This is a genomic window from Campylobacter sp. BCW_4323 (genome assembly GCF_001763115.1).
GTDB classification, from domain to species: domain Bacteria; phylum Campylobacterota; class Campylobacteria; order Campylobacterales; family Campylobacteraceae; genus Campylobacter_D; species Campylobacter_D jejuni.
The window spans coordinates 1-20,907 of sequence record NZ_MJYC01000047.1; the positions used below are offsets into that span (position 1 = coordinate 1).

20 protein-coding genes and 2 pseudogenes are annotated in these 20,907 nt (G+C 29.7%); 18 read left to right on the top strand and 4 right to left on the bottom strand.

Features of this window, described 5'->3' with window-relative positions:
- The 13 genes and pseudogenes from AJN60_RS04155 to AJN60_RS04215 form a co-directional block, all read left to right on the top strand.
- Positions 1-366: pseudogene (locus AJN60_RS04155) on the top strand (glycosyltransferase family 2 protein); the annotation flags it as partial.
- Positions 359-2,164: a DUF2972 domain-containing protein gene (locus tag AJN60_RS04160; RefSeq protein WP_070285919.1), complete on the top strand. Its 1,806-nt coding sequence runs from the start codon at positions 359-361 to the stop codon at positions 2,162-2,164. The pseudogene AJN60_RS04155 and the gene AJN60_RS04160, both read left to right, overlap by 8 nt.
- A 66-nt stretch (positions 2,165-2,230) precedes the next feature.
- Complete coding sequence (locus tag AJN60_RS04165; protein WP_070285920.1) at positions 2,231-3,004, top strand: class I SAM-dependent methyltransferase; 774 nt, start codon at positions 2,231-2,233, stop codon at positions 3,002-3,004.
- A 50-nt stretch (positions 3,005-3,054) separates the two neighbouring features.
- Entirely contained in the window at positions 3,055-3,816 is a 762-nt protein-coding gene (locus AJN60_RS04170) for a class I SAM-dependent methyltransferase (protein ID WP_070285921.1), read from the top strand.
- Positions 3,817-3,830: 14 nt separating this feature from the next.
- Positions 3,831-6,170, top strand: coding sequence for a PEP-utilizing enzyme (locus tag AJN60_RS04175; RefSeq protein ID WP_070285922.1), 2,340 nt, complete (start codon positions 3,831-3,833; stop codon positions 6,168-6,170).
- Positions 6,161-6,763, top strand: coding sequence for a gamma-glutamyl-CDP-amidate hydrolase (locus AJN60_RS04180; RefSeq protein ID WP_070284944.1), 603 nt, complete (start codon positions 6,161-6,163; stop codon positions 6,761-6,763). Before AJN60_RS04175 ends, AJN60_RS04180 begins: the two co-directional genes overlap by 10 nt.
- 1 nt (position 6,764) lies before the next feature.
- Entirely contained in the window at positions 6,765-7,526 is a 762-nt protein-coding gene (locus AJN60_RS04185) for a CTP:phosphoglutamine cytidylyltransferase (protein WP_070285923.1), read from the top strand.
- Positions 7,516-8,028, top strand: coding sequence for a cytidine diphosphoramidate kinase (locus tag AJN60_RS04190; RefSeq protein ID WP_079861554.1), 513 nt, complete (start codon positions 7,516-7,518; stop codon positions 8,026-8,028). The genes AJN60_RS04185 and AJN60_RS04190 overlap by 11 nt, the downstream gene beginning before the upstream one ends.
- Positions 8,025-10,094 carry a capsular polysaccharide biosynthesis protein gene (locus AJN60_RS04195; protein WP_070285925.1) on the top strand — a complete coding sequence of 690 codons (2,070 nt, stop codon included), beginning with the start codon at positions 8,025-8,027 and terminating at the stop codon, positions 10,092-10,094. Before AJN60_RS04190 ends, AJN60_RS04195 begins: the two co-directional genes overlap by 4 nt.
- Complete coding sequence (kpsS, locus tag AJN60_RS04200) at positions 10,091-11,275, top strand: capsule polysaccharide modification protein KpsS (RefSeq protein WP_070285926.1); 1,185 nt, start codon at positions 10,091-10,093, stop codon at positions 11,273-11,275. The genes AJN60_RS04195 and kpsS overlap by 4 nt, the downstream gene beginning before the upstream one ends.
- Before the next feature lie 71 nt (positions 11,276-11,346).
- Positions 11,347-12,468: a DUF829 domain-containing protein gene (locus AJN60_RS04205; RefSeq protein ID WP_070285927.1), complete on the top strand. Its 1,122-nt coding sequence runs from the start codon at positions 11,347-11,349 to the stop codon at positions 12,466-12,468.
- Positions 12,465-13,826 carry a cytochrome P450 gene (locus tag AJN60_RS04210; protein WP_070285928.1) on the top strand — a complete coding sequence of 454 codons (1,362 nt, stop codon included), beginning with the start codon at positions 12,465-12,467 and terminating at the stop codon, positions 13,824-13,826. The genes AJN60_RS04205 and AJN60_RS04210 overlap by 4 nt, the downstream gene beginning before the upstream one ends.
- Complete coding sequence (locus AJN60_RS04215) at positions 13,823-14,242, top strand: hypothetical protein (protein ID WP_070285929.1); 420 nt, start codon at positions 13,823-13,825, stop codon at positions 14,240-14,242. The genes AJN60_RS04210 and AJN60_RS04215 overlap by 4 nt, the downstream gene beginning before the upstream one ends.
- On the opposite strand, the gene acpS is transcribed toward AJN60_RS04215, so the two are convergent.
- Positions 14,243-14,590 (bottom strand): holo-ACP synthase, encoded by a 348-nt coding sequence (gene acpS, locus AJN60_RS04220; RefSeq protein WP_002825806.1) that lies wholly within the window; start codon positions 14,588-14,590, stop codon positions 14,243-14,245.
- Positions 14,591-15,127, bottom strand: coding sequence for a flagellar basal body-associated protein FliL (fliL, locus tag AJN60_RS04225; RefSeq protein WP_070285930.1), 537 nt, complete (start codon positions 15,125-15,127; stop codon positions 14,591-14,593). It abuts the gene before it with no gap.
- A 102-nt stretch (positions 15,128-15,229) separates the two neighbouring features.
- Here fliL and pgmL point away from each other — a divergent pair.
- Together pgmL and AJN60_RS04235 are read left to right on the top strand one after the other, a co-directional pair.
- Positions 15,230-16,619, top strand: a pseudogene (gene pgmL / locus AJN60_RS04230) (phosphoglucosamine mutase PgmL).
- Between the two features lie 47 nt (positions 16,620-16,666).
- A complete protein-coding gene (locus AJN60_RS04235; protein WP_070285932.1) occupies positions 16,667-17,044 on the top strand; it encodes a DUF1090 family protein in 378 nt (125 codons plus the stop codon).
- A gap of 30 nt (positions 17,045-17,074) precedes the next feature.
- Here AJN60_RS04235 and rsfS read toward each other — a convergent pair whose 3' ends face one another.
- Complete coding sequence (rsfS, locus tag AJN60_RS09545) at positions 17,075-17,401, bottom strand: ribosome silencing factor (protein WP_002855339.1); 327 nt, start codon at positions 17,399-17,401, stop codon at positions 17,075-17,077.
- Between the two features lie 27 nt (positions 17,402-17,428).
- Positions 17,429-17,974 (bottom strand): nicotinate (nicotinamide) nucleotide adenylyltransferase, encoded by a 546-nt coding sequence (gene nadD, locus AJN60_RS09550; protein WP_070285933.1) that lies wholly within the window; start codon positions 17,972-17,974, stop codon positions 17,429-17,431.
- 59 nt (positions 17,975-18,033) lie between these two features.
- Here nadD and gap point away from each other — a divergent pair, with 59 nt between their 5' ends.
- Genes gap through AJN60_RS04260 form a run of 3 tightly spaced genes read left to right on the top strand, consistent with a single transcriptional unit; the run spans position 18,034 to position 20,905 of the window.
- Complete coding sequence (gene gap, locus AJN60_RS04250) at positions 18,034-19,032, top strand: type I glyceraldehyde-3-phosphate dehydrogenase (RefSeq protein ID WP_070285934.1); 999 nt, start codon at positions 18,034-18,036, stop codon at positions 19,030-19,032.
- A gap of 2 nt (positions 19,033-19,034) precedes the next feature.
- Complete coding sequence (locus tag AJN60_RS04255; protein WP_044780151.1) at positions 19,035-20,237, top strand: phosphoglycerate kinase; 1,203 nt, start codon at positions 19,035-19,037, stop codon at positions 20,235-20,237.
- Positions 20,234-20,905 carry a triose-phosphate isomerase gene (locus AJN60_RS04260; RefSeq protein ID WP_002922782.1) on the top strand — a complete coding sequence of 224 codons (672 nt, stop codon included), beginning with the start codon at positions 20,234-20,236 and terminating at the stop codon, positions 20,903-20,905. The genes AJN60_RS04255 and AJN60_RS04260 overlap by 4 nt, the downstream gene beginning before the upstream one ends.
- Positions 20,906-20,907: the final 2 nt, after the last annotated feature.

Here is a 20,907-nt window from a genome sequence, read left to right on the forward strand (position 1 = left end):
TTTAACACCAATTTATATGGCACAGCTAAACAAAGAATTCAAAATCAGCTTTGTTATAAATTAGGTCAAACTATGATTATTAATTCTAAAAGTATTATTGGTATTCTATTCATGCCAATATATTTGTTATCAGTATTTTTAAATTATAAACAAGATCAAAAAATATATTATCAAAAAATAAAAAAAGATCCAACTTTAAAATTACCCCCTTTAGAAAATTATCCAGATTACCAAGAAGCTTTAAAGTATAAAGAACACTTATCTTATAAACTAGGAAAAATTTTATTAGAATCTTTTAAAACTTGGCATAAAGGTGGTTTGTTTAAATTTCCTTTTTTAGCTAAGGGAGTGAAAAAATATGCATAATCCAAATTCAGCTACAGAAAGAATAAAAAATCATCTTGCTTACAAACTAGGTCAAGCTATGATTGATTTTACAAACAGTAGTAGCGGGGGGGGGTATATAGCATTATTTAAAAAACTTTATAAAATTAAAAAACAACACAAAAAAGAACAAAAAATTTATCAACAAACCATACAAGTTTTTCCCCAACTCAAATATCCAAGTTTAGAAGCATGTAGTGATTATGAGCAAGCTTTAAAATATAAATTTCATTTGTCTTATATGCTAGGTGAAGTTTTAATCAAAGCTTATCAAACTTGGTATAAAGGCGGTGGATTTAAATTAAAAAATAATATTAAAAAAGTAAATAGAGAATTTAAAGTTTTTAGAGAATTTGATCAGTTTAACTCTAGCATCCTTGAAGGTTTGATAGATAATAAACAATTATTTTTAAAAGAATTTTCAAGAATAAAAAATATATTAAAAATTCATCAAGATTATAAAGCAATATTAGATAATATCTTTCACAATTTTAATTATTTTATGCAAAATTTTGATCTTATAGAAGAATGGTTATTATCAGATGATTTCAAAGAAAGATACAAAAAAGAAAACCATCCTTATCCTTCATTACTTGATCCTAAGAAATTAAATGATAAAAATGAAAAAATCAATTATCATAACATACCGGCTGAACTTGCTTGGGAGATGAATTTGCCTTTACCTGATAATTTTAAATTTTTATTTTGGGGTTCCCATGGTGTTGGCAATATGGGATTTCATAGATTTTTAGATAAATCCGGACTTGTTTCTTTATTTTGTTTGGATGATAACAATTCCAAACTTAATTACTGCCATTTTTTTAAAAACTTATTAAATAGTTATCAAAATTTTTATCTAAGTATTATTAATTTATGCGAGGATGAAAATGCCTCAAAGTATTACTCTCTTATTCCACCATGTAGAAGTATTTGTCTTGTAAGGGATCCTATTTCTTCTTTAAGATCTCATGTTGGAGGTAAAAGACATGGCATTAATTATTTAAATGTTGTAGATTTTGGCACTAATATTGAATGCGTTATGAGCAACAGGATTGGATATGCTAATATTGGATTTAATTCGGATTTTCCCTGTATTGATATTTCAGAAGCATTTATTGATAACAAATTTATGTGTTTTCATGATTCTTTATTATGGAAATTTTTAAAACAAGATAAAATTTATTTTTTAGATACAAATGCAATTTTGGGTAACAAATGTTTTGAAAGCATTAAACTAATCTCTGAATATTTTAATTTTAATCCACCAAAATATAGTGATATGAAATTCTATGAAGGAAAAATTTCTGAATATGTTTGTTTGTTGCCTATTAATATTGAATTAAATAATTTTTTTCAAATTCAACAAAGTGTTGTTGTAACAATTACAAATATATATTTTGTTAATAGCAGTCAAGATATTATTTTAGAAAATATATTCAATATAGTTAATCCATTTATATTGACTATTAATAGGGGAAGTTATGATTTGTTTATGCGGTATATGGGAAATATGCATTATTTAAAAACATTAAATTTTTATTTAAATAAAATAATTGAAGCTATTGTTAAACAGAAAAACATTGAAGATTGTAAAAAGTTTTCAGAGAAAGACTTATTGGGTTATTTTAGAAATAATGATGTCTTGAGAAGAAAGTTTAAGCAAAGGCTTGATGATGATCATCTTCCTTGTATCAAACAATATCGTCCAGATATAGTAGCATCATGGAAATACTATCAAGAATTTGAAAAAATGTGTAAGGAGTTGGATGGTGATATTTAGAAAAAAGGTTTTTTAAATTAATAAAAAAAGATATAATTATGTTTTAATTTAGAGAAAGGAATCGATATGAAACAAGGGGATTTTACAGAAGTTGCAAAACATTATCACAATAGACCTGCTTATAGTCTGTTTTTACTTGAAAAACTTGTAGCTTGTATCAATGATAAAAATAAAAATTTAAAAGATTTAAATATTGTTGAAGTAGGAGCTGGAACTGGAAAACTTACTAAGATGTTAGGAGAAATGTTTGGATGTCAAATTAGTGCTGTGGAACCAAACGATAATATGCGTGAAGAAGGACAAAAATTTACACAAAATTTATCAAATATTTCTTGGCATAAAGGGAGTGGTGAGGAAACCTGCATGAGTAATAATCAAGCTGATTGGGTCATCATGGCTAGTTCTTTTCATTGGACAGATCCTAAAAAATCTCTCCCAGAATTTAATCGTATATTGATAGGGGGGGGGTATTTCACTGCGATTTGGAATCCTCGCCATATTGTAGAGGGTTCGGTTTTTGATGAAATCGAAAAGGAAATTAAACATATTGTTCCAGAGCTTGCTCGTGTAAGTAGCGGCACTCAAAATGTTAAAAAATGGGAAGAAATTCTTGTTTCAACAGGAGATTTCACAGACTGCTTTTTTATGGAGTGTGACTATAAAGAGTTTTGGGATAAAGAGCGTTATCTTGGAGCTTGGCATTCTGTAAATGATATACAAGCACAAGCAGGTGAAAAAAGATGGAAGGAAATTTTAGAGATGATAGAAGCTAAAATTTCTCATATGCAAAGTATAGAGATTCCTTATAAAATAAGAGCATGGACAGCTAGAAAAGCATAAAATACCTCCTTTTTTCATCAAGCTTGTCGAAGATGAAAAAAGGAAATAAAATGCAAAAACTAGTAGAACAAGCGTGGGATTATACCAAGCATGCTAAATTTTATAGCTATAGACCAAATTATGCTCCAAAAACTATAGATATGCTAATTAGTCTTATTGGAAAAAAAGATATCAAGGTGGCTGATATCGGTGCAGGAACTGGAAATCTAAGCATTATGCTTTTAGAAAGAGGATGTAAGGTAGTATCTGTAGAACCAAATGATGCGATGCGTGAGATTGGGATAGAAAGAACTAAAGGTGAGAAGATTGACTGGGTTAGAGCAACAGGCTTAAACTCAACACTTCAAAATAGTGAATTTGATTGGGTGACTTTTGGTAGTAGTTTTAATGTAATGGATAGAAATGAAGCCTTAGAAGAAGCGCATCGCTTATTAAAATCAGAGGGATATTTTTCTTGTATGTGGAATCACAGGGATTTAAACGATCCTGTGCAAAAAATAGCTGAAGATACTATTGTAGAATTTGTACCAAATTATACAAGGGGAACAAGAAGAGAAGATCAAAGACCAATTATAGAGAGTCGAAAGGATCTTTTTGATAATATTGTTTATATTGAAGAGGATTTTTATTTTCATCAAAGCATTGAAAATTATATTAATGCATGGAAAAGTGTTAAAAATCCTTACTGGGATTTGGAGACTGATGAAGGAAATGAATTGTTTAATAAAATTAGTGATAAAATTTCACAAAGACTTCCTAAGGAATTTAGCATAAAATATACCACTCGTTGTTGGAGTGCTAAAAAAATATAAAACTAAGGAAAAACATGGCGGAGTTAAATTTTAAAACCAAAGCACAAAATTTAAAAAATTTACAAACAAAATTAAAAAAAGCAAAAGTTCTACCTTTGGTTTTAACTTCGCTTGAAGAATTAATATCAAATGAAGATAAAGTTTTACAGGATATTCAAACTTTAAAGACTAATAGACTCATTATAAGAAGTTCTTCTTTAAGTGAAGATAGTATGAAAAACTCCAATGCAGGTGCTTTTCTTTCTTTGGTAAATATTAAAGCCGATTCTAAAGATGAGTTGTTAAAAGCTTTATATAAAGTTGCCAATTCTATGCCATCAAAAAGCGATGAAATTTTAGTTCAACCTATGCTTGAAAACATTACTCTTTGTGGTGTTGGTTTTAGTGTTGATAAGGATAATTTTTCCCCTTATTTTTGTCTTCAGTATGATGAAAATGGTTCAAATAGCTCTATTACAGATGGAAGCAGTAAGAGTGCAAAAACTTACTATCATTACAGAGATTATTTAGAATTTAAAGATATTAGACTTCAAAAAATTATAGAACTTATAAAAGAATTAGAAGTTTTATATGACTGTTGTTTTTTAGATGTTGAATTTGCATTTGCTATTCAAGATGATGAGGAAGAACTTTTTTGCTTGCAAGTGCGTCCTTTGGTTATGTATGAAAAAAATAATTTATTTCATTCTTTACCAAAAGAAGCTTTATATAGATTTTATAAACGTTTTGAGTCTTTAAAAGAATCAAGATCTAGAGTTTTGGGAGATAAAGCCATTTTTGGGGTAATGCCTGATTGGAATCCAGCTGAAATCATAGGGTTAAGGCCTAAGCGTTTAGCTTTTAGTTTATATAAAGAAATCATTACGGATAATATCTGGGCGTATCAAAGAGATAATTATGGTTATAGAGATTTAAGATCCCATCCTTTAATCCATTCTTTTTTAGGCATTCCTTATGTGGATGTAAGATTATCTTTTAATTCTTTTATACCAAAAAAATTAGATGAAAATATTGCGCACAAACTTGTTAATTTTTATTTAGATAAACTTGATAAAAATCATGAATTGCATGATAAGATCGAATTTAATATTGTTTATTCTTGCTATGATTTTAATAGTTCTAAAAAATTAGAAGAACTTTTAAATCATGGTTTTAATGAAAATGAAATCAAAAGATTAGAATTTTCATTATTAGAACTTACAAATAAGATTATTAATCCTAGATCAGGGCTTTATTTAAAAGACATACAAAAAGTTTATAAGCTAAAAGAAAGATACGATAGCATTATTAATTCTAATTTTTCTTTAATTGATAAAATTTATTGGCTTATTGAAGAATGCAAGCGTTATGGAACTTTGCCTTTTGCGGGAGTAGCTAGGGCTGCATTTGTAGCAATGCAACTTTTAAATTCTTTAGTTGAGATTGATTTTATAACTAAAGAGGAAAAAGATGATTTTTTAAATTCGCTCAATACAGTGAGTAAAAATTTAAGCAAACAAACAAACCATCTTAACTTTCACACTAAAGATCAATTTTTGAAAGATTTTGGACATTTAAGAGCAGGAACTTATAATATTTTATCTCCAAGATATGATGAAGATTTTGAACTTTATTTTGATGTAGATCAAAAAGATAGTAAAGTTTATTTACAAGATAAAGCTTTTGTTTTTTCAGAAGAAAAGACAAAAGCTTTAAATGCTTTACTTAGAGAACATGGACTAGAGATTAATGCTTGTGAATTTTTTGATTTTTTAAAGCAGGCTATCGAGGGTAGAGAGCTTGTTAAATTTGAATTCACTAGATTGCTTTCTAAAGCTATAGTTTATATAGAAGAATTAGGCAAGCATTATGGTATTGAAAAAGAAGATTTAGCTCATCTTGACATAAAAAGCATTTTAAATCTTTATTCTAGTCTTTATTCTGTAAATCCAAAAGAGCAGTTTGTAAAAGAAATTAATCGCAATAAAAAAGAATATGAACTTACACAAGCTATAAAACTTCCTTCTTTACTTTGTAATGCTGATGAAATTTTTTCTTTTTATAATCATAGCATTATTCCAAATTTCATCACACAAAAGAGCATCACTGCATTTACGGCGAAAGAAAATGATAAAGATTTAGAAGGAAAGATTGTTTTAATTTATGCAGCAGATCCTGGGTATGATTATTTATTTACAAAAAATATAGCAGGACTGATTACATGTTATGGGGGTGCTAATTCACATATGGCTATCCGTGCTTCAGAACTTGGAATGCCTGCTGTTATAGGAGTTGGAGAAGAAAATTTTGAAAAATATTTAAAAGCTAAAAAAATCAATATAGAATGTGAAAGTGAGCAAATATTTTGTTTATAGGTATTACTCAAAGACTTATTTGTAATGAAAATTATTATGAAGAAAGAGAATGTTTGGCTTTGGATTGGGGAAAATTATTTAATAAAGATTTATTTAAAAATTTTACTCCTCTTCCTCTTAGCTATGAAATAGATTTTTCTCATTATAAACATCTAGTAAAAGCTGTGATATTAAGCGGTGGCAATGATTTAAGTTTTTATAGTCCTAATGTTTTATCTAAAAAGAGAGATTTATATGAAAAGCAGGTTATAGAAATTTGTTTAAAACAAAAAATACCACTTTTAGGAATTTGCAGAGGAGCTCAGATGATAGCTCATTATTTTAACAGTCATATAAGTCCTTGTAAAAATCATATAGGCAAACATGAAGTATTTTTCTCAAAAGAAAAATTTATAAGCAATTCTTTTCATAATTTTGCTATTGAAAAATTAGGTGAAGATCTCGTAGAACTTTGCTTAGCAAAAGATAATACTATAGAAGCTTTTAAACATAAGTATGAAAATATTTTTGGTATAATGTGGCATATTGAAAGAGAAAATGGGCTTAATAATATTCAAATTTTAAAAGAGTGGTTTAGTTTAATCAAGGAATAATATGAATGCAATTATCTTAGCAGCAGGTTTTGGATCAAGACTGATGCCTTTAACAAAAGATCAACCAAAGTGTATGGTTGAGTATAAGAATAAAAAAATAATAGATTATGAAATCGAAGCTTTAAAATCAGCAGGTATAAATGAAATAGCTGTTGTGGGTGGATATTTAAACGATGTGCTAAAAAATTATCTTAATAAATATGATATTGAGCATTTTTTTATTAATTCAAAATATGATAAAACCAATATGGTTCATACTTTTTTTTGCGCTAAAGATTTTATGTTAAAATGCATCGAAGAAAAACAAGATTTGATTATTTCTTATGCAGATATTGTTTATTTTCAAGATTGCGTGCAAAAGCTTATAAATGCCAAAGAAGAACTTGCTATAGTAGTTGATAAGTCTTGGCGTAAGCTTTGGAGTAAACGCTTTGCAAATCCTTTAGAAGATGCTGAAACATTAAAGATGATAAATGGTTATATTATAGAACTTGGAAAAAAAGCTAATGCCTATGATGGGATAGAAGCTCAATATATAGGACTTTTTAAATTTTCTTATCAATTTCTTTCTGAAGTTATTGCTTTTTATGAAATGCTTGACCGAGATATTTTATATGATAATAAAAATTTTGAAAATATGTATATGACAAGTTTTTTGCAAGCTTTAATTGAAAAATACAATAATGCAAAAGCAGTGGAAATTGATGGCAATTGGTGTGAAATTGATTTTATGAGTGATTTAGAGGTGCAAATTGATGAATAGTCCTTATATTATTTGGCTTACTGGTTTAGCTGGAAGCGGAAAAACAACTATAGGTCAAGCTTTGTATGAAAAATTAAAACTAAAATATAAAAATCTTATTTATCTCGATGGAGATGAGTTAAGGGAAATATTGGGACATTATGCATATGATAGACAAGGTCGCATAGATATGGCTTTGACAAGAGCTAAATTTGCAAAATTTTTAAACGATCAAGGTATGATAGTTATTGTCACTACGATTTCAATGTTTAATGAGATTTATGATTACAATAGAAAGCAATTAAAAAATTATTATGAAATTTATATAGAATGCGATATGCATGAATTAATGCAAAGAGATCAAAAAGGACTTTATACTAAGGCTTTAAATAAAGAAATTGATAATGTAGTTGGTGTTGATATAGAATTTGATAAACCAGAGGCTGATTTAGTGATCAATAATTCTTGTCGAAATAATTTAGAAGAAAAAGTTGAGCTTATAATAAAGAAATTGGCATTGTGAAGTATTACTCAACATCAAAAAAACTTATCGCTAATGCTAGGAATTTTTATACCATTTTTTTATATAAGAGAAATTTAAAAATCAACAAAGATAATCTTTTCTTTGGCTGGGGACGCAAAAAATCAGGTTTAAAAGCTATGAATTTAGCTAAAAAATATAATACTAAATTCATACTTTTAGAAGATGGATTTATCCGCTCATTAAACCTAGGGGTTGAAAATAGCCCAAGTTTTTCTATGGTTAAAGATGATATAGGCATTTATTATGATGGAACAATGCCTTCAAAGCTTGAAAATCTTTTAAATACTTATGAATTTAAAGATGAAGAAATCAAACAAGCTAAAAAAGCTATAGAGCTTATCAAAAAATATAAAATTAGCAAGTATAATAACAATCTTGATATTCCAGATGATTATTTTCAAAAAGATGAAAAACGCGTTTTAATCATCACTCAAACAGCCAATGATGCCTCTCTTGAATTTGGTTTTGCTAAAGATTTTAAAACTGTCGATATGATAAAAGATGCCATAAAAGAAAATCCTGATTCTAAAATTTATATAAAAATCCATCCTGATGTTTTAAGCGGTAAAAAACAAAGTGATTTAGTTATAAATTCCTTACCTAAAGAATGTATTTTAATCACTGAAAATTTTAATCCCATAGCCTTGCTTGAGTTTTTTGATAAGGTTTATACCAAAACTTCTGGTATGGGTTTTGAAGCTTTGATACAAGAATGTGAGTGTGTTTGTTATGGCATGCCATTTTATGCAGGTTGGGGTCTAACAAAAGATAAATTAGAGTGTAAAAGAAGGATACAAAAAAGAAGTTTAGAAGAAGTTTTCTATGCTGCTTATATACTTTATGCTGAGTATTTTAATCCTTATTTAAATCAAAAAAGTAATATTTTTGACACTATTCAAACTTTAGCAAAATATAAAAGCATAGAAAAGGCAAATTCTAATAGACTTTTTATGCTAGGCTTTACCTTATGGAAAAGGCATTTTATCAAGCCTTTTTTTAAGGCTAAAAATAATGAAATTATTTTTTTAAATTCTATTAAATCTTTAGTTAGATACAAGTTTAAAGAAGATGATAAATTTTTCATTTGGGGTAAAAGGATAGATTATAATACTCTTAAAAGCACTCTTATAAAAAAAGCACAAGATGAGAATTTGCTTCATTTTACTCCTAAAATTTCTTCAGTTGAAGATGGATTTATTCGCTCAATCTCTTTAGGTTCTGATCTTACGCGCCCTTTTTCTTTAATCGTTGATGATAAAGGACTTTACATAGATCCAAATAAACCAAGTAAACTAGAAGAGCTTTTACAAAACGAAATCTTTGATGAAAATATGCTAAATAGGGCAAAAAATATTATAAAAATCTTACTTGAGAACCGCTTTTCAAAATATAATGGCTTAAAGCATGAAGACTTAAAAATCAATGCCAAAATAGGACAAAAGATTATTTTAATCCCTGCTCAAGTTGAAGATGATGCTTCGATGATTTTAGGGGGTTTTGGCTTATCTACTCTTGGTTTGATTAAGGAGGTGCGTTCTAAAAATCAAGATGCTTATATCATCTTTAAGCCTCATCCTGATGTGTTAAGTGGCAACCGTGTGGGTTTAAAAGATGAAACACTCATTTTGGAATTTTGTGATGAGATTGTAAAAGATTGCAGTATTGATAGTGCTATAAAAATTGCTGATGAAATTCACACTATTACTTCTACAAGTGGTTTTGATGCTCTTTTAAGAGCTAAAAAAGTTTTTACTTATGGTATGCCTTTTTATGCAGGCTGGGGTTTGACAAAAGATAAACATAAATGCGAAAGAAGAACAAGAAAACTAAGCCTGGAAGAGCTTGTAGCAGGCGCTTTAATCATATATCCAAGATATATAAATCCTAAAACAAAAACTTTATGTGAAATTGAAGTTTGTTTAGATATAATGCTAAATTTACAAAAAGCTTATTTTTCAAAAAAACATATAAAATTGGCAATAGATTTTAAAACTTTTATACTTAGAAAAATAAGAAGATTTTATGAATTTTTAACAAAGAAATGAGATTTAGCACTAAAATTAAAAAAGAATTTAGCGGTAAAAATGTTTTACTCTTGCAAGGGCCTGTGGGAAATTTTTTTCATCATCTTGCAATGAAAATGAAAAAAAACCAAACTAAAGTTTTTAAACTCAATTTTAACGGCGGAGATTTTTTTTTCTATCCTAGTGGAACGAGGTGTAAGTGCGATGAAAAAGATCTTGAAAATTTCTATAGAGATTTTTTTCAAAGTAAAAAAATCGATGCTATTTTAATGTATAATGATTGTCGCATTATCCATGCTAAGGCTATTAAAGTGGCTAAAGAATTAGGAATTGAAGTATGGATTTTTGAAGAAGGATATTTAAGGCCTTATTGTATTACTTTGGAAAAAGATGGAGTCAATGCAAATTCTTCTTTACCGCGTGATAAAAATTTTTATCTTTCTCAAAATATTTTTACCAAAGAAAGCATAAAAGAAATTCTAGGTGGATTTAAATTTATGGCTTTTGATGCTTTTTTGTATTGGTTGTTTGCTTTTATTTTGGCTCCATTTTTTAACAACAAACTTCATCATCGTGCTTTATATCCTTTTGAATTTTTATTTTGGTTTAGATCTTTATATAGAAAATATCTTTATAAGATTACAGAAAAAAAACTAAATGAAAAGATTTATAATTTAGAAAAAAAGTACTTTTTGGCGATTTTACAAGTTTATAGCGATACGCAAATTAAATATCATTACAAAAAAAGCATAGAGCACTTTATAGAGCAAACCATACTTTCTTTTGCAAACCATGCAAGAGCTAAATCTTATCTAGTTTTTAAACACCATCCCATGGATAGGGGTTATAAGAATTATTCTAAACTCATAAATGATTTAAGTCAAAAATATCATGTAGAAGGAAGGGTTTTATATGTTCATGATACCCACTTGCCAGTTCTTTTAAGAAAGGCTTTAGGTTGTATTACTATAAATTCAACAGTAGGTCTTAGTGCTATTTTAGAAGGCTGTCCGACTAAGGTTTGTGGCAATGCTTTTTATGATTTTGAAGGCTTATCTTATCCAAAGAAGCTTCAATTTTTTTGGCGTGAAGCTCATGCTTATAAACCTAATCCTATTTTGGTATGTAATTTTAAGAAATACCTTTTACAAACCAATCAATTCAACGGCAATTTTTACAAAAATTTCTTTTTAGACAAATAAGACTAAAAAGCTTTGATTAAGAGAGCTTTTAAAGCAAAGTTGTTATAATTAAAAGTAAAAAGAAATATTGTATGAATAGGGAAGTATTTTATATAGCAGGATATGATCCTAAAAGTTATAGATTTTATTATGATTTATTTAAAAAAAACCTAAAAGATTATTCCCATGCTTTTAATATTAAAGCTGATTTAAGTAAAATTGAAAAAAAAGAGCAATTTCCTTTTTTTCAAATTTCTTGCGAAGGAGTACAAACTAAGTATCATTTTTTAACATGGAATGATATTGTTAAAAAAAATTGGTCAGAAAATTATAAAGATGCTTTGGCAGATTGTTATAGTTTTTTTAGAATTTATACTATCACAGGACTTTTTATCAAATTTGGCAAAGAGTCGATTTATCAACTTATCACAGGTTATTATCCTTTTTTTTATGTGTTATTTTCTTTACTATTTTCTTTGGTTTTAGCTTTTGGAAGTTTTGCTTTTTTGCAAAATTATATGCATTTTTCTTTAGCCATCATCATAGGATGTTTTTTAGGGTTTTTACTAAATCATTTTTTATTTAAATTAGGTAAGAAATTAGCTGTATTTTGGATAGCAAGAATTTGTGCTTTTTGTGCTACTTGGCAAGATAAAAAAATAGGCATTATGCAAGAAAGAATCAAGCTTTTTGCAAATGTTATAGTAGATAAGCTAAAACAAAACGAAAGCAAACAAGATTATGAGCTTATTTTGGTAGCACATAGTGTTGGAACTATAGTTTGTATAGAAGTTTTGGAGTATATTTTGAGACAAAATTTAGATTTATCTTTGCTTCGTAAATTAAAAATTCTTACTTTGGGAGAATGCATACCTTTGGTGAGTTATCAAAAAAAAGCAGATGAATTTAGAAAGAAGCTTGAATTTGTTTCAAGGTTTGATTTAAAATGGTATGATTACACATCGATTATTGATGGAGCATGTTTTCCTCAAGTGGATTTTTTCCGCACGAGTGGTGTAAATGCTAAATTTACACCTCCATTTTTAAGTGCTAAATTTCACACTTTATACGAAAAACATGAGTATAAAAAAATAAAAAGAGATAAAAACAAAGCGCACTTTTTATATCTTTATAGTATTGGTGTTAAAGGTGATTATGATTTTTTTTCTTTCATCATAATGCCTAAATTTTTAGAAGAAAAGGTAAAAATATGAGTGAATGTCCCTTTTTTCCAAAACCTTATAAAAATAAAGCTTCTACACTTTTAACTTTTTTGTTAAAGCGTAGATCTTGGCTTGATGGGCTTTATGAGCGTAGTTATAAAATGCAAACAGGCTATGTGAAGATGCCAAATTTTGATCTTTATGTTATAAATGATACTAAAGAAGTTAAAAGAATGATGGTTGATGAGGTTAGAGAATTTCCTAAAAGTGCATTTTTGCATGAGCTTTTAAGTCCGCTTTTAGGGGAGAGCATTTTTACTACAAATGGTGAAGTTTGGAAAAAGCAAAGAGAGCTTTTGCGTCCAAGTTTTGAAATGACTCGTATCAATAAAGTGTTTAATCTTATGAGTGAAGCTGTGGTAGATATGATGGATCGTTTTAGTAAGTATCCAAATCATGCTGTTATCGAAGTAGATGAAGCTATGACTTTTATTACCGCTGATGTGATTTTTCGCACCATTATGTCTTCAAAACTCGATGAGGAAAAAGGTAAAAAAATCTTAAATGCCTTTGTGACTTTTCAAGAGCAAAGCGTGCATACAGCCATGCGTCGTATGTTTCGTTTTCCAAAATGGCTTTCTTATGTTTTAGGAGATCGTAAGCGTGCTAAGGCCGGAGATGTGATCAGACAGGTTTTAAGTGACATCATAAAACCAAGATATGATATGGCAGATAATGCAGAATTTGAAGATATTTTAGGATCTTTGCTTTTAGTAGTGGATGCGGATACAAATAAGCGTTTTTCTTTTGAGGAAATTTTAGATCAAGTGGCTATGCTTTTTTTAGCAGGACATGAAACCACAGCAAGTTCTTTGACATGGACGCTTTATTTGCTTAGTCTTTATCCTAAGGAGCAAGAAAAAGCTTATGAGGAGATTACTCAGGTTTTACAGGGTGGAGCCATTGAAATTTCGCATCTAAGACAGTTTAAATACTTAACAAATATTTTTAAAGAATCTTTAAGACTTTATCCTCCTGTTGGATTTTTTGCAAGAGAGGCAAACAAAGATACTCAAGTTAGAGATAAACTTATTAAAAAAGGTTCTGGGGTGGTGATTGCTCCTTGGCTGATACATAGACATGAAGAATTTTGGACAAATCCGCATGGATTTAATCCTTCTCGTTTTGAAGGAGAATACAAAAAAGATGCTTATTTGCCTTTTGGGGTAGGGGAAAGAATTTGTATAGGACAAGGTTTTGCTATGCAAGAAGCGATTTTGATTTTGGCTAATATTTTAAAAACTTACAAACTAGAACTTGAAGAAGGTTTTGTACCTGATGTAGTAGGGCGTTTAACAGTACGTTCTGCTAATGGTATGAGGATAAAATTTAGCAAAAGAAAACTATGAAAAGAGTTAGAACTAAAATTCGTGCCAATTTTCGTCGTCGTGTAAAACGTACCTTAAAAGGAAACTTAAAAGAAAAATTAGCAGGGACTATTCTGCTTTGTGCAATAGTACCTTTAGCAGTTTTAGGATATCTTTTTATCGTGATTATAGGAACTTTTTTTAATACCGCGCGAGCAAGACAGGGTGTTAGAGCCTTAGATCATTTTGTAAATGCAAGCTTGTTTAATGGCTATGCTTGGGAGAGTGTTTCTTCTCATGCGTGGCGTGAAAGAAATCGCAAAAAATGGGCAAGGATTGTTATAAAAATCACAGATTTTTTTCAAAAAGATCATTGTAAAAGAGCAAATAAAAGAGAACAACCTGTGGTGGATTTCATACTTTCAAGAAATTTAGACAAGCAAACTATAGGAAAATAATCAAACTATAGCCACTATGGCTATAGCAAAACCATTATCATGGGAAATGCTTAGGGAAGTTTGAGTGATATTAAAATCTTTTGTAATTTTTTGAGAATATTTTAATTTAGGTGCGTTTTTTTCATCTTTTGATATTTCAATATCAAAAAAACTGCATAATTCACAAATTCCAACACCCAAAGCCTTGCTAGCGGCTTCTTTAGCAGCCCAAAGACCTGCTAGAGTTGCTGGATTTTTAATGAGTATTTGTTCTTTTGGGCTTAGAAATTTATCCAGAAAATTTTTGCCATGTCTAGAATGAATTTTTTCTATTCTAGAAATGGCGATGATATCACAGCCTACACGCATTTAAGAAACTACAAAATCCGTAAAATAAACATTTTTAATAAAGCCATCGGTTAAAATTTCATTGATTTTTCCAACTAGCTCATCTTTTAAACGTTCTTTGCCTTTTTGTGTACTTACTTCTTCAAAAGTTTTAGCTGTTAATGTACGAATAATAATATCACGAATCACTGGAACTTTTTTATCGAGTTCGGGTTTTAAAAGTTCGCTATTTTGTTCTAGTTCTATAGTACATTTTACATATCTTGAGCCGCTATCGCTAAGTAAATTTAGGGTAAAAGGATCAAGTGGGTACATAGGGCCTATATTAGCAAAATCACTACCTCGCTGAGTAGGAGCTGAAACTTTAGGTTTATCGACTTTTGCCTCTTCTTTTGGAGCTTCTTTGACTTCACTTTCATCACTTGAGCTGCTTGAAATAAGCCAAGCAATCACTCCCATAATACTAAGAAGTAAAACAAAAAGTAAAATAACAATAATAATTACAAGTGAACCGCCTTTTTTCTTTTTCGTTTCTTCGTTTTCTAATTCTTCATCCATAAATTTTCCTTCATTTAGTGAAATTAATGTAAAATTGTAGCAAAAATTTCTTTTCTATCCAAATTTGCTTTAGAAAAACGATAAATTTAGGTCAAAGAAGAGATGAATTTGAAGGAAAAAAATGTTAGATGTGATTTTTAGAGAATATGATATAAGAGGACTTTATGGCAAAGAACTGAATGAAAAAAGTGTTAAGGCTATAGGTTTTTGCTTGGGACAAACCATGCTAAATAAAGGCTGTAAAAATGTAAGTGTGGGCTATGATGCAAGATATAGTGCAAATGAACTTTTTAATTATCTTGTGAGTGGACTTAACAAAGCGGGAATAAAAATTTATGATATAGGGCTTGTGCCAACTCCATTGGGATATTTTAGTCTTTATGAGGGCTTGAAATTTGATGCAAATGTTATGATAACAGGCTCTCATAACCCAAAAGATTATAATGGTTTTAAAATCACTATCAATAAAGAAAGTTTTTTTGGTGTAGAATTAAAAGAGTTTTCAAAAGAAGTTTATAAGCATTTAGATGATGAGATTGAAGAAAATTTAGAAGTAGAAAAATACGATATTTTAAGCCTTTATGTGAAATTTATGTGCGAGCAATTTAGTTTTTTAAAGGATTTTAATTATAAATTTGGTGTTGATTGCACAAATGGTGCGGCTGGAGTGGTGATAAAGCCTTTAATCAAGGCTTTAAATTTAAAAGCTCATGTAATGTTTGCAGAGCCTGATGGACAGTTTCCAAACCACGCTCCAGATCCTACAGAAGAAGAAAACTTAAGTGCGATTAGAGAGTTTTTAAATCAAAATCAAGATTATTCTTTAGCTTTTGCTTTTGATGGGGATGCTGATAGAATGGTTGCTTTGAGTAAAACTCATGTATTTTGCGGGGATGAGCTTTGTTATTTGTTTGCTAAAAATATTCCTAATCCACGCATTTTAGGTGAGGTAAAATGTTCTAAAAATCTTTTTGATGAAGTGGCTAAATTTGGAACTATTTTTATGGGAAAAACAGGGCATTCTAATATTAAAAAAATGATGAAAGAAAAAGATATTGATTTAGCTGCTGAAGTGAGTGGACATATTTTCTTTAAACATAGATATTTTGGTTATGATGATGGAATTTACGCATTTTTAAGAGCCTTGGAACTTGTTTATAAAGGTTTTGATTTAGAAAGTATGATTAAAGCTTTACCAAAACTTTATACCACATCTGAAATTAAAATTCCTGTAAATGAAGAAGAAAAATTTAAACTTGTGGAAGAATTTCAAAAAGAGATCGAAAAAGGAGCTTTAAAAGGTGTTAAAAGTCTTTGTGAAATTGATGGAGCTAGGATAGATTTTGGCGATGGATGGGCTTTGCTTCGTGCATCTAACACCAGCCCTTATCTTATCACACGTTTTGAAGCAACTTCTTTAGAAAGAGCAAAAGAGCTTGAAAGTATGGTATTCAGTTTGTTTAATGAGATAAAAGCTAGGCTTAAGAATTGATGAGATAATATTTCGCGATTTAAATTTATTTTAAAAAGGAATTAAAAATGAAAAAAATACTTGTTCTACTTTCGTTGTGTGCCTTTGCTTTTGGTGCAAGTGAATGCGATAAAAAAATTGATCGTATTAATAAAGAAATCAGTTTTTCTAAAGCGCATAATGATACAGCTAGAACTTTAAGTTTAGAACTTGCTTTAAAACAAGTACAAAATGATTGTGCTAAAGATCCTATGTTTTATGATAAAAAATTAGAAGCTAAAAAACTTAAAGAACAAGAAGTGGAAAAAATCGAAAAAGAACTTGATGCTTTAAAAGAACAAAAAGATTATATGAGTAAGGCCGAGTATAAAGCTAAAAAAGAAGCTTTAAAAGAACAAAAAGAGAAAATCAAAAAAGAAATTAAAGAATATATTAATAATCTCTAAAAATTAAAAGGCTAATTAAATTTAGCCTTTTCAAACCCTACCTTTTTTAAGATTTTCTAATAATTCTTCTATATTATAAATTCCTCTGTGTTCTGGTGTTAAAAGATGGATTAAAATATCACCAAGATCAATCACGCTCCATTCCTCGCTACTATCTATGTTTAAAAATTCCTCACCTTTGGCTTTAAGTTGTGTTTTAAGCTCATCGATCAAAGATAGAGCGTGTCTTTCTCCTAAAGTAGCTGCGATAATGACATATTTTACAAAGTATTCTTGCTCGCTCATGTCAATGGTTTTGATATCTTCAGCTTTTTTTTCATCTAAAATTTTAACGATTAAATCTATTCTTTCTTGCATTATTTTCCTTTAATTTTTGAAATTGTATCAATTTTTTTGTAATTTTTCATAATATTTTTTTACTTCATCTTTAATTTCTTCGCAAACTTCATTTGTATTTAAAGTATTGCGTATAAAAGAAGAAGCGATTTTTTTATTGGTTTTTAAATCTTTGAAATTCTTAGGAATTTCTATATCATTGCGATTGGCAATAACAAATTCTACTAAAGAATTAAGTTTTTCAAAATCATGCCAAAGATGAAGTTTTTCTAAATGATCTGCTCCGATTAAAAGATAAAATTTACTAGGATTATAAAGCTTATAAAGATACTTAACGCTTTCTATACTAGGAACAGGGCGTTTTTGCTTGGTTTCAAAATCACAAATTTCAACTTTTGGCAAATGCCCCCAAAGTTTTTTAACCCATAAGAATCTTTGCTTTTCATCAGCACTAAAACTTTGTTTAAAAGGATTGATATAAGTAGGCATAATAATAAGCTTATCAATATCTAATTTCTCTAAAGCTTCCAAAACAACGCTATTATGACCATTATGCGGCGGATCAAAACTGCCACCAAAAAGTGCTATCTTCATTAAAATTTTAACCTTTTTTTTGTAGAATATTAACATTATATTTTGCAAAAGGAAATTAAATGGCTGTAAAAGTTGCTATAAATGGTTTTGGACGCATAGGTAGATGTGTTGCAAGAATCATCTTAGAAAGAAATGATATTGAGCTTGTGGCGATAAATGATACTACGGATATTGAACTTACAAAATACCTTTTTAAATACGATACAGTACATGGTGAATTTAAAGGCAGTGTTGATAGTGAAGGCGATGATTTAGTGGTAAATGGTAAAAAAATCAAAGTATTTAAAAGTCGCAATGTAAAAGATCTTGACTTTGCAAAATACGGCGCACAAATTGTTTTAGAGTGCACAGGGGCGCATTTAACTATGGCAAAATGTCAAGAATTTATAGATATGGGAGTGCAAAAAGTGATCATGAGTGCTCCTGCAAAAGATGATACTCCTACTTATGTTTTAGGAGTAAATTCAGAACTTTACAAGGGTGAAAGCATTATTTCTAATGCAAGCTGTACAACAAATTGTTTAGGTCCTGTTTGTCGTGTTTTACAAGATAATTTTGGCATCGAAAAAGGACTTATGACAACAATACATGCTTATACAAATGGACAAAGTATTATTGATGCTAAAGCTAAAGATAAACGCCGTTCTCGTGCTGCAGCACAAAATATCATTCCAACTTCTACAGGTGCAGCAAAAGCTATGAAACTTGTTATGCCTGAACTTAATGGCAAACTTCATGGACAAAGTATGCGTGTGCCAGTGATTGATGTATCAAGCGTGGATTTAACCGCACAACTAAGCCGTAAAGTCAGCAAAGATGAAATCAATGAAGCTTTTAGGAAAGCTGCAGCTACAAATTTAAAAGGCATTTTAATGGTGGATGATGATGAAAGAGTTTCAAGCGATTTTATCACTTGTTCTTATGGAGCTATTGTGGCAAGTGATTTAACTCAAGTAATTGCGGATGATTTTATCAAGGTGATTGCTTGGTATGATAATGAATGGGGTTATTCAAGTCGTCTAGTAGATATGGCAGTATATATTGCAAATAAGGCTTAATCATGAGTGATATTATTTCTATAAAAGATATTGATTTAGCTAAGAAAAAAGTTTTTATAAGATGTGATTTTAATGTTCCTCAAGATGATTTTTTAAACATCACTGATGATAGACGCATAAGATCAGCTATTCCTACGATAAGATATTGTTTGGATAATGGTTGTAGTGTGATTTTAGCCTCTCATTTAGGGCGTCCAAAAGAAATTAGCTCTAAGTATTCTTTAGAACCTGTGGCTAAGCGTCTTGCTAGACTTTTAGATAAAGAAATTATCATGGCAAAAGATGTCATCGGCGAAGATGCAAAAACCAAAGCTATGAATTTAAAAGCGGGTGAAATTTTACTTCTTGAAAATTTACGTTTTGAAAAAGGTGAAACTAAAAATGATGAAAATTTAGCCAAAGAACTTGCCTCTATGGCTCAAGTTTATATTAATGATGCTTTTGGAGTATGCCATAGAGCACATTCTAGTGTGGAGGCTATTACTAAATTCTTTGATGAAAAACACAAAGGTGCAGGATTTTTACTCCAAAAAGAAATTGATTTTGCAAGCAATCTTATCAAACATCCAGCACGTCCTTTTGTTGCTGTTGTTGGAGGTTCAAAGGTAAGTGGAAAACTTCAAGCATTGACAAATTTATTACCAAAGGTAGATAAATTAATCATAGGCGGAGGTATGGCATTTACTTTTTTAAAAGCTTTAGGTTATGATATAGGAAATTCGCTTTTAGAAGAAGAACTTTTAGAAGAAGCTAATAAAATTCTTACCAAGGGTAAAAATTTAGGAGTGAAAATTTATCTTCCAGTAGACGTTGTAGCCGCTCCTGCGTGCTCACAAGATGCGCCGATGAAATTTGTTCCAGCGCAAGAAATTCCAAATGGTTGGATGGGTTTAGATATAGGACCTGCAAGTGTGAGACTTTTTAAAGAGGTGATTTCTGATGCGCAAACGATTTGGTGGAATGGACCTATGGGTGTTTTTGAAATTGATAAATTTTCAAAAGGTAGCATTAAAATGAGTCATTATATCAGCGAAGGACATGCAACTTCTGTTGTTGGAGGTGGTGATACGGCTGATGTGGTTGCGCGCGCAGGTGATGCAGATGAGATGACTTTTATTTCCACTGGAGGTGGCGCTTCTCTTGAGCTTATAGAGGGTAAAGAACTTCCAGGCGTAAAAGCTTTAAGATCTAAGGAAAATGAATGATCTTTGCTGCAAATTTAAAATGCAATCACACAAGAGCAAGCTTTAAAATTTATGCTGAAATTTTAAATAAAACTATGGGAGCAAAATGCGATGATATTATCGTTTTCCCACCTAGTGTAGCATTTTTAGAAAATGAAAATAACTTCATACAAGGAGCCCAAAATTTTTATCCTTGTGTTAATGGTGCTTTTACAGGTGAGCTTGGAAAAGAGCATTTGGACGAATTTGGGATCAAATGTGTTTTAATCGGGCATTCCGAAAGAAGAGCTTTAGGAGATGAAGAATTTATTAAGGCTAAATTTGATTTTGCTAAAGAGCATGGTTATAAAATTGTTTTTTGTATAGGTGAAAATTTAGATACAAAAAATTCAGGCAAGACTTTAGAGTTTTTAAAAAAACAACTTGAAATGATTGATTTAAATTATGAAAAACTCATTATTGCTTATGAACCTATTTATTCTATAGGAACGGGAGTCAGTGCACAAAGTACAGATATCGCTAAAGTGCTTGAATTTTTAGCGAGTTTAACCAAGGTACCTTTGCTTTATGGTGGAAGTGTGAATGAAAATAGTATCAAAGAAATTTTAAGTGTAAATCATTGTAGCGGAGTTTTGATAGGCTCTGCAGCTTTAAAAGTAGAAAATTTTATAAAATTAATCAAAGGATAAAA

Bases quoted from the DNA above. Each gene is read 5' to 3' on its own strand.
- AJN60_RS04255 (WP_044780151.1), top strand. From the start codon at position 19,035: ATGAGTGATATTATTTCTATAAAAGATATTGATTTAGCTAAGAAAAAA.
- AJN60_RS04185 (WP_070285923.1), top strand. From the start codon at position 6,765: ATGAATGCAATTATCTTAGCAGCAGGTTTTGGATCAAGACTGATGCCT.
- AJN60_RS04215 (WP_070285929.1), top strand. From the start codon at position 13,823: ATGAAAAGAGTTAGAACTAAAATTCGTGCCAATTTTCGTCGTCGTGTA.
- gap (WP_070285934.1), top strand. From the start codon at position 18,034: ATGGCTGTAAAAGTTGCTATAAATGGTTTTGGACGCATAGGTAGATGT.
- AJN60_RS04175 (WP_070285922.1), top strand. From the start codon at position 3,831: ATGGCGGAGTTAAATTTTAAAACCAAAGCACAAAATTTAAAAAATTTA.
- acpS (WP_002825806.1), bottom strand. From the start codon at position 14,590: ATGCGTGTAGGCTGTGATATCATCGCCATTTCTAGAATAGAAAAAATT.
- AJN60_RS04170 (WP_070285921.1), top strand. From the start codon at position 3,055: ATGCAAAAACTAGTAGAACAAGCGTGGGATTATACCAAGCATGCTAAA.
- fliL (WP_070285930.1), bottom strand. From the start codon at position 15,127: ATGGATGAAGAATTAGAAAACGAAGAAACGAAAAAGAAAAAAGGCGGT.
- AJN60_RS04260 (WP_002922782.1), top strand. From the start codon at position 20,234: ATGATCTTTGCTGCAAATTTAAAATGCAATCACACAAGAGCAAGCTTT.
- nadD (WP_070285933.1), bottom strand. From the start codon at position 17,974: ATGAAGATAGCACTTTTTGGTGGCAGTTTTGATCCGCCGCATAATGGT.
- AJN60_RS04165 (WP_070285920.1), top strand. From the start codon at position 2,231: ATGAAACAAGGGGATTTTACAGAAGTTGCAAAACATTATCACAATAGA.
- AJN60_RS04160 (WP_070285919.1), top strand. From the start codon at position 359: ATGCATAATCCAAATTCAGCTACAGAAAGAATAAAAAATCATCTTGCT.
- kpsS (WP_070285926.1), top strand. From the start codon at position 10,091: ATGAGATTTAGCACTAAAATTAAAAAAGAATTTAGCGGTAAAAATGTT.
- rsfS (WP_002855339.1), bottom strand. From the start codon at position 17,401: ATGCAAGAAAGAATAGATTTAATCGTTAAAATTTTAGATGAAAAAAAA.
- AJN60_RS04235 (WP_070285932.1), top strand. From the start codon at position 16,667: ATGAAAAAAATACTTGTTCTACTTTCGTTGTGTGCCTTTGCTTTTGGT.
- AJN60_RS04205 (WP_070285927.1), top strand. From the start codon at position 11,347: ATGAATAGGGAAGTATTTTATATAGCAGGATATGATCCTAAAAGTTAT.
- AJN60_RS04210 (WP_070285928.1), top strand. From the start codon at position 12,465: ATGAGTGAATGTCCCTTTTTTCCAAAACCTTATAAAAATAAAGCTTCT.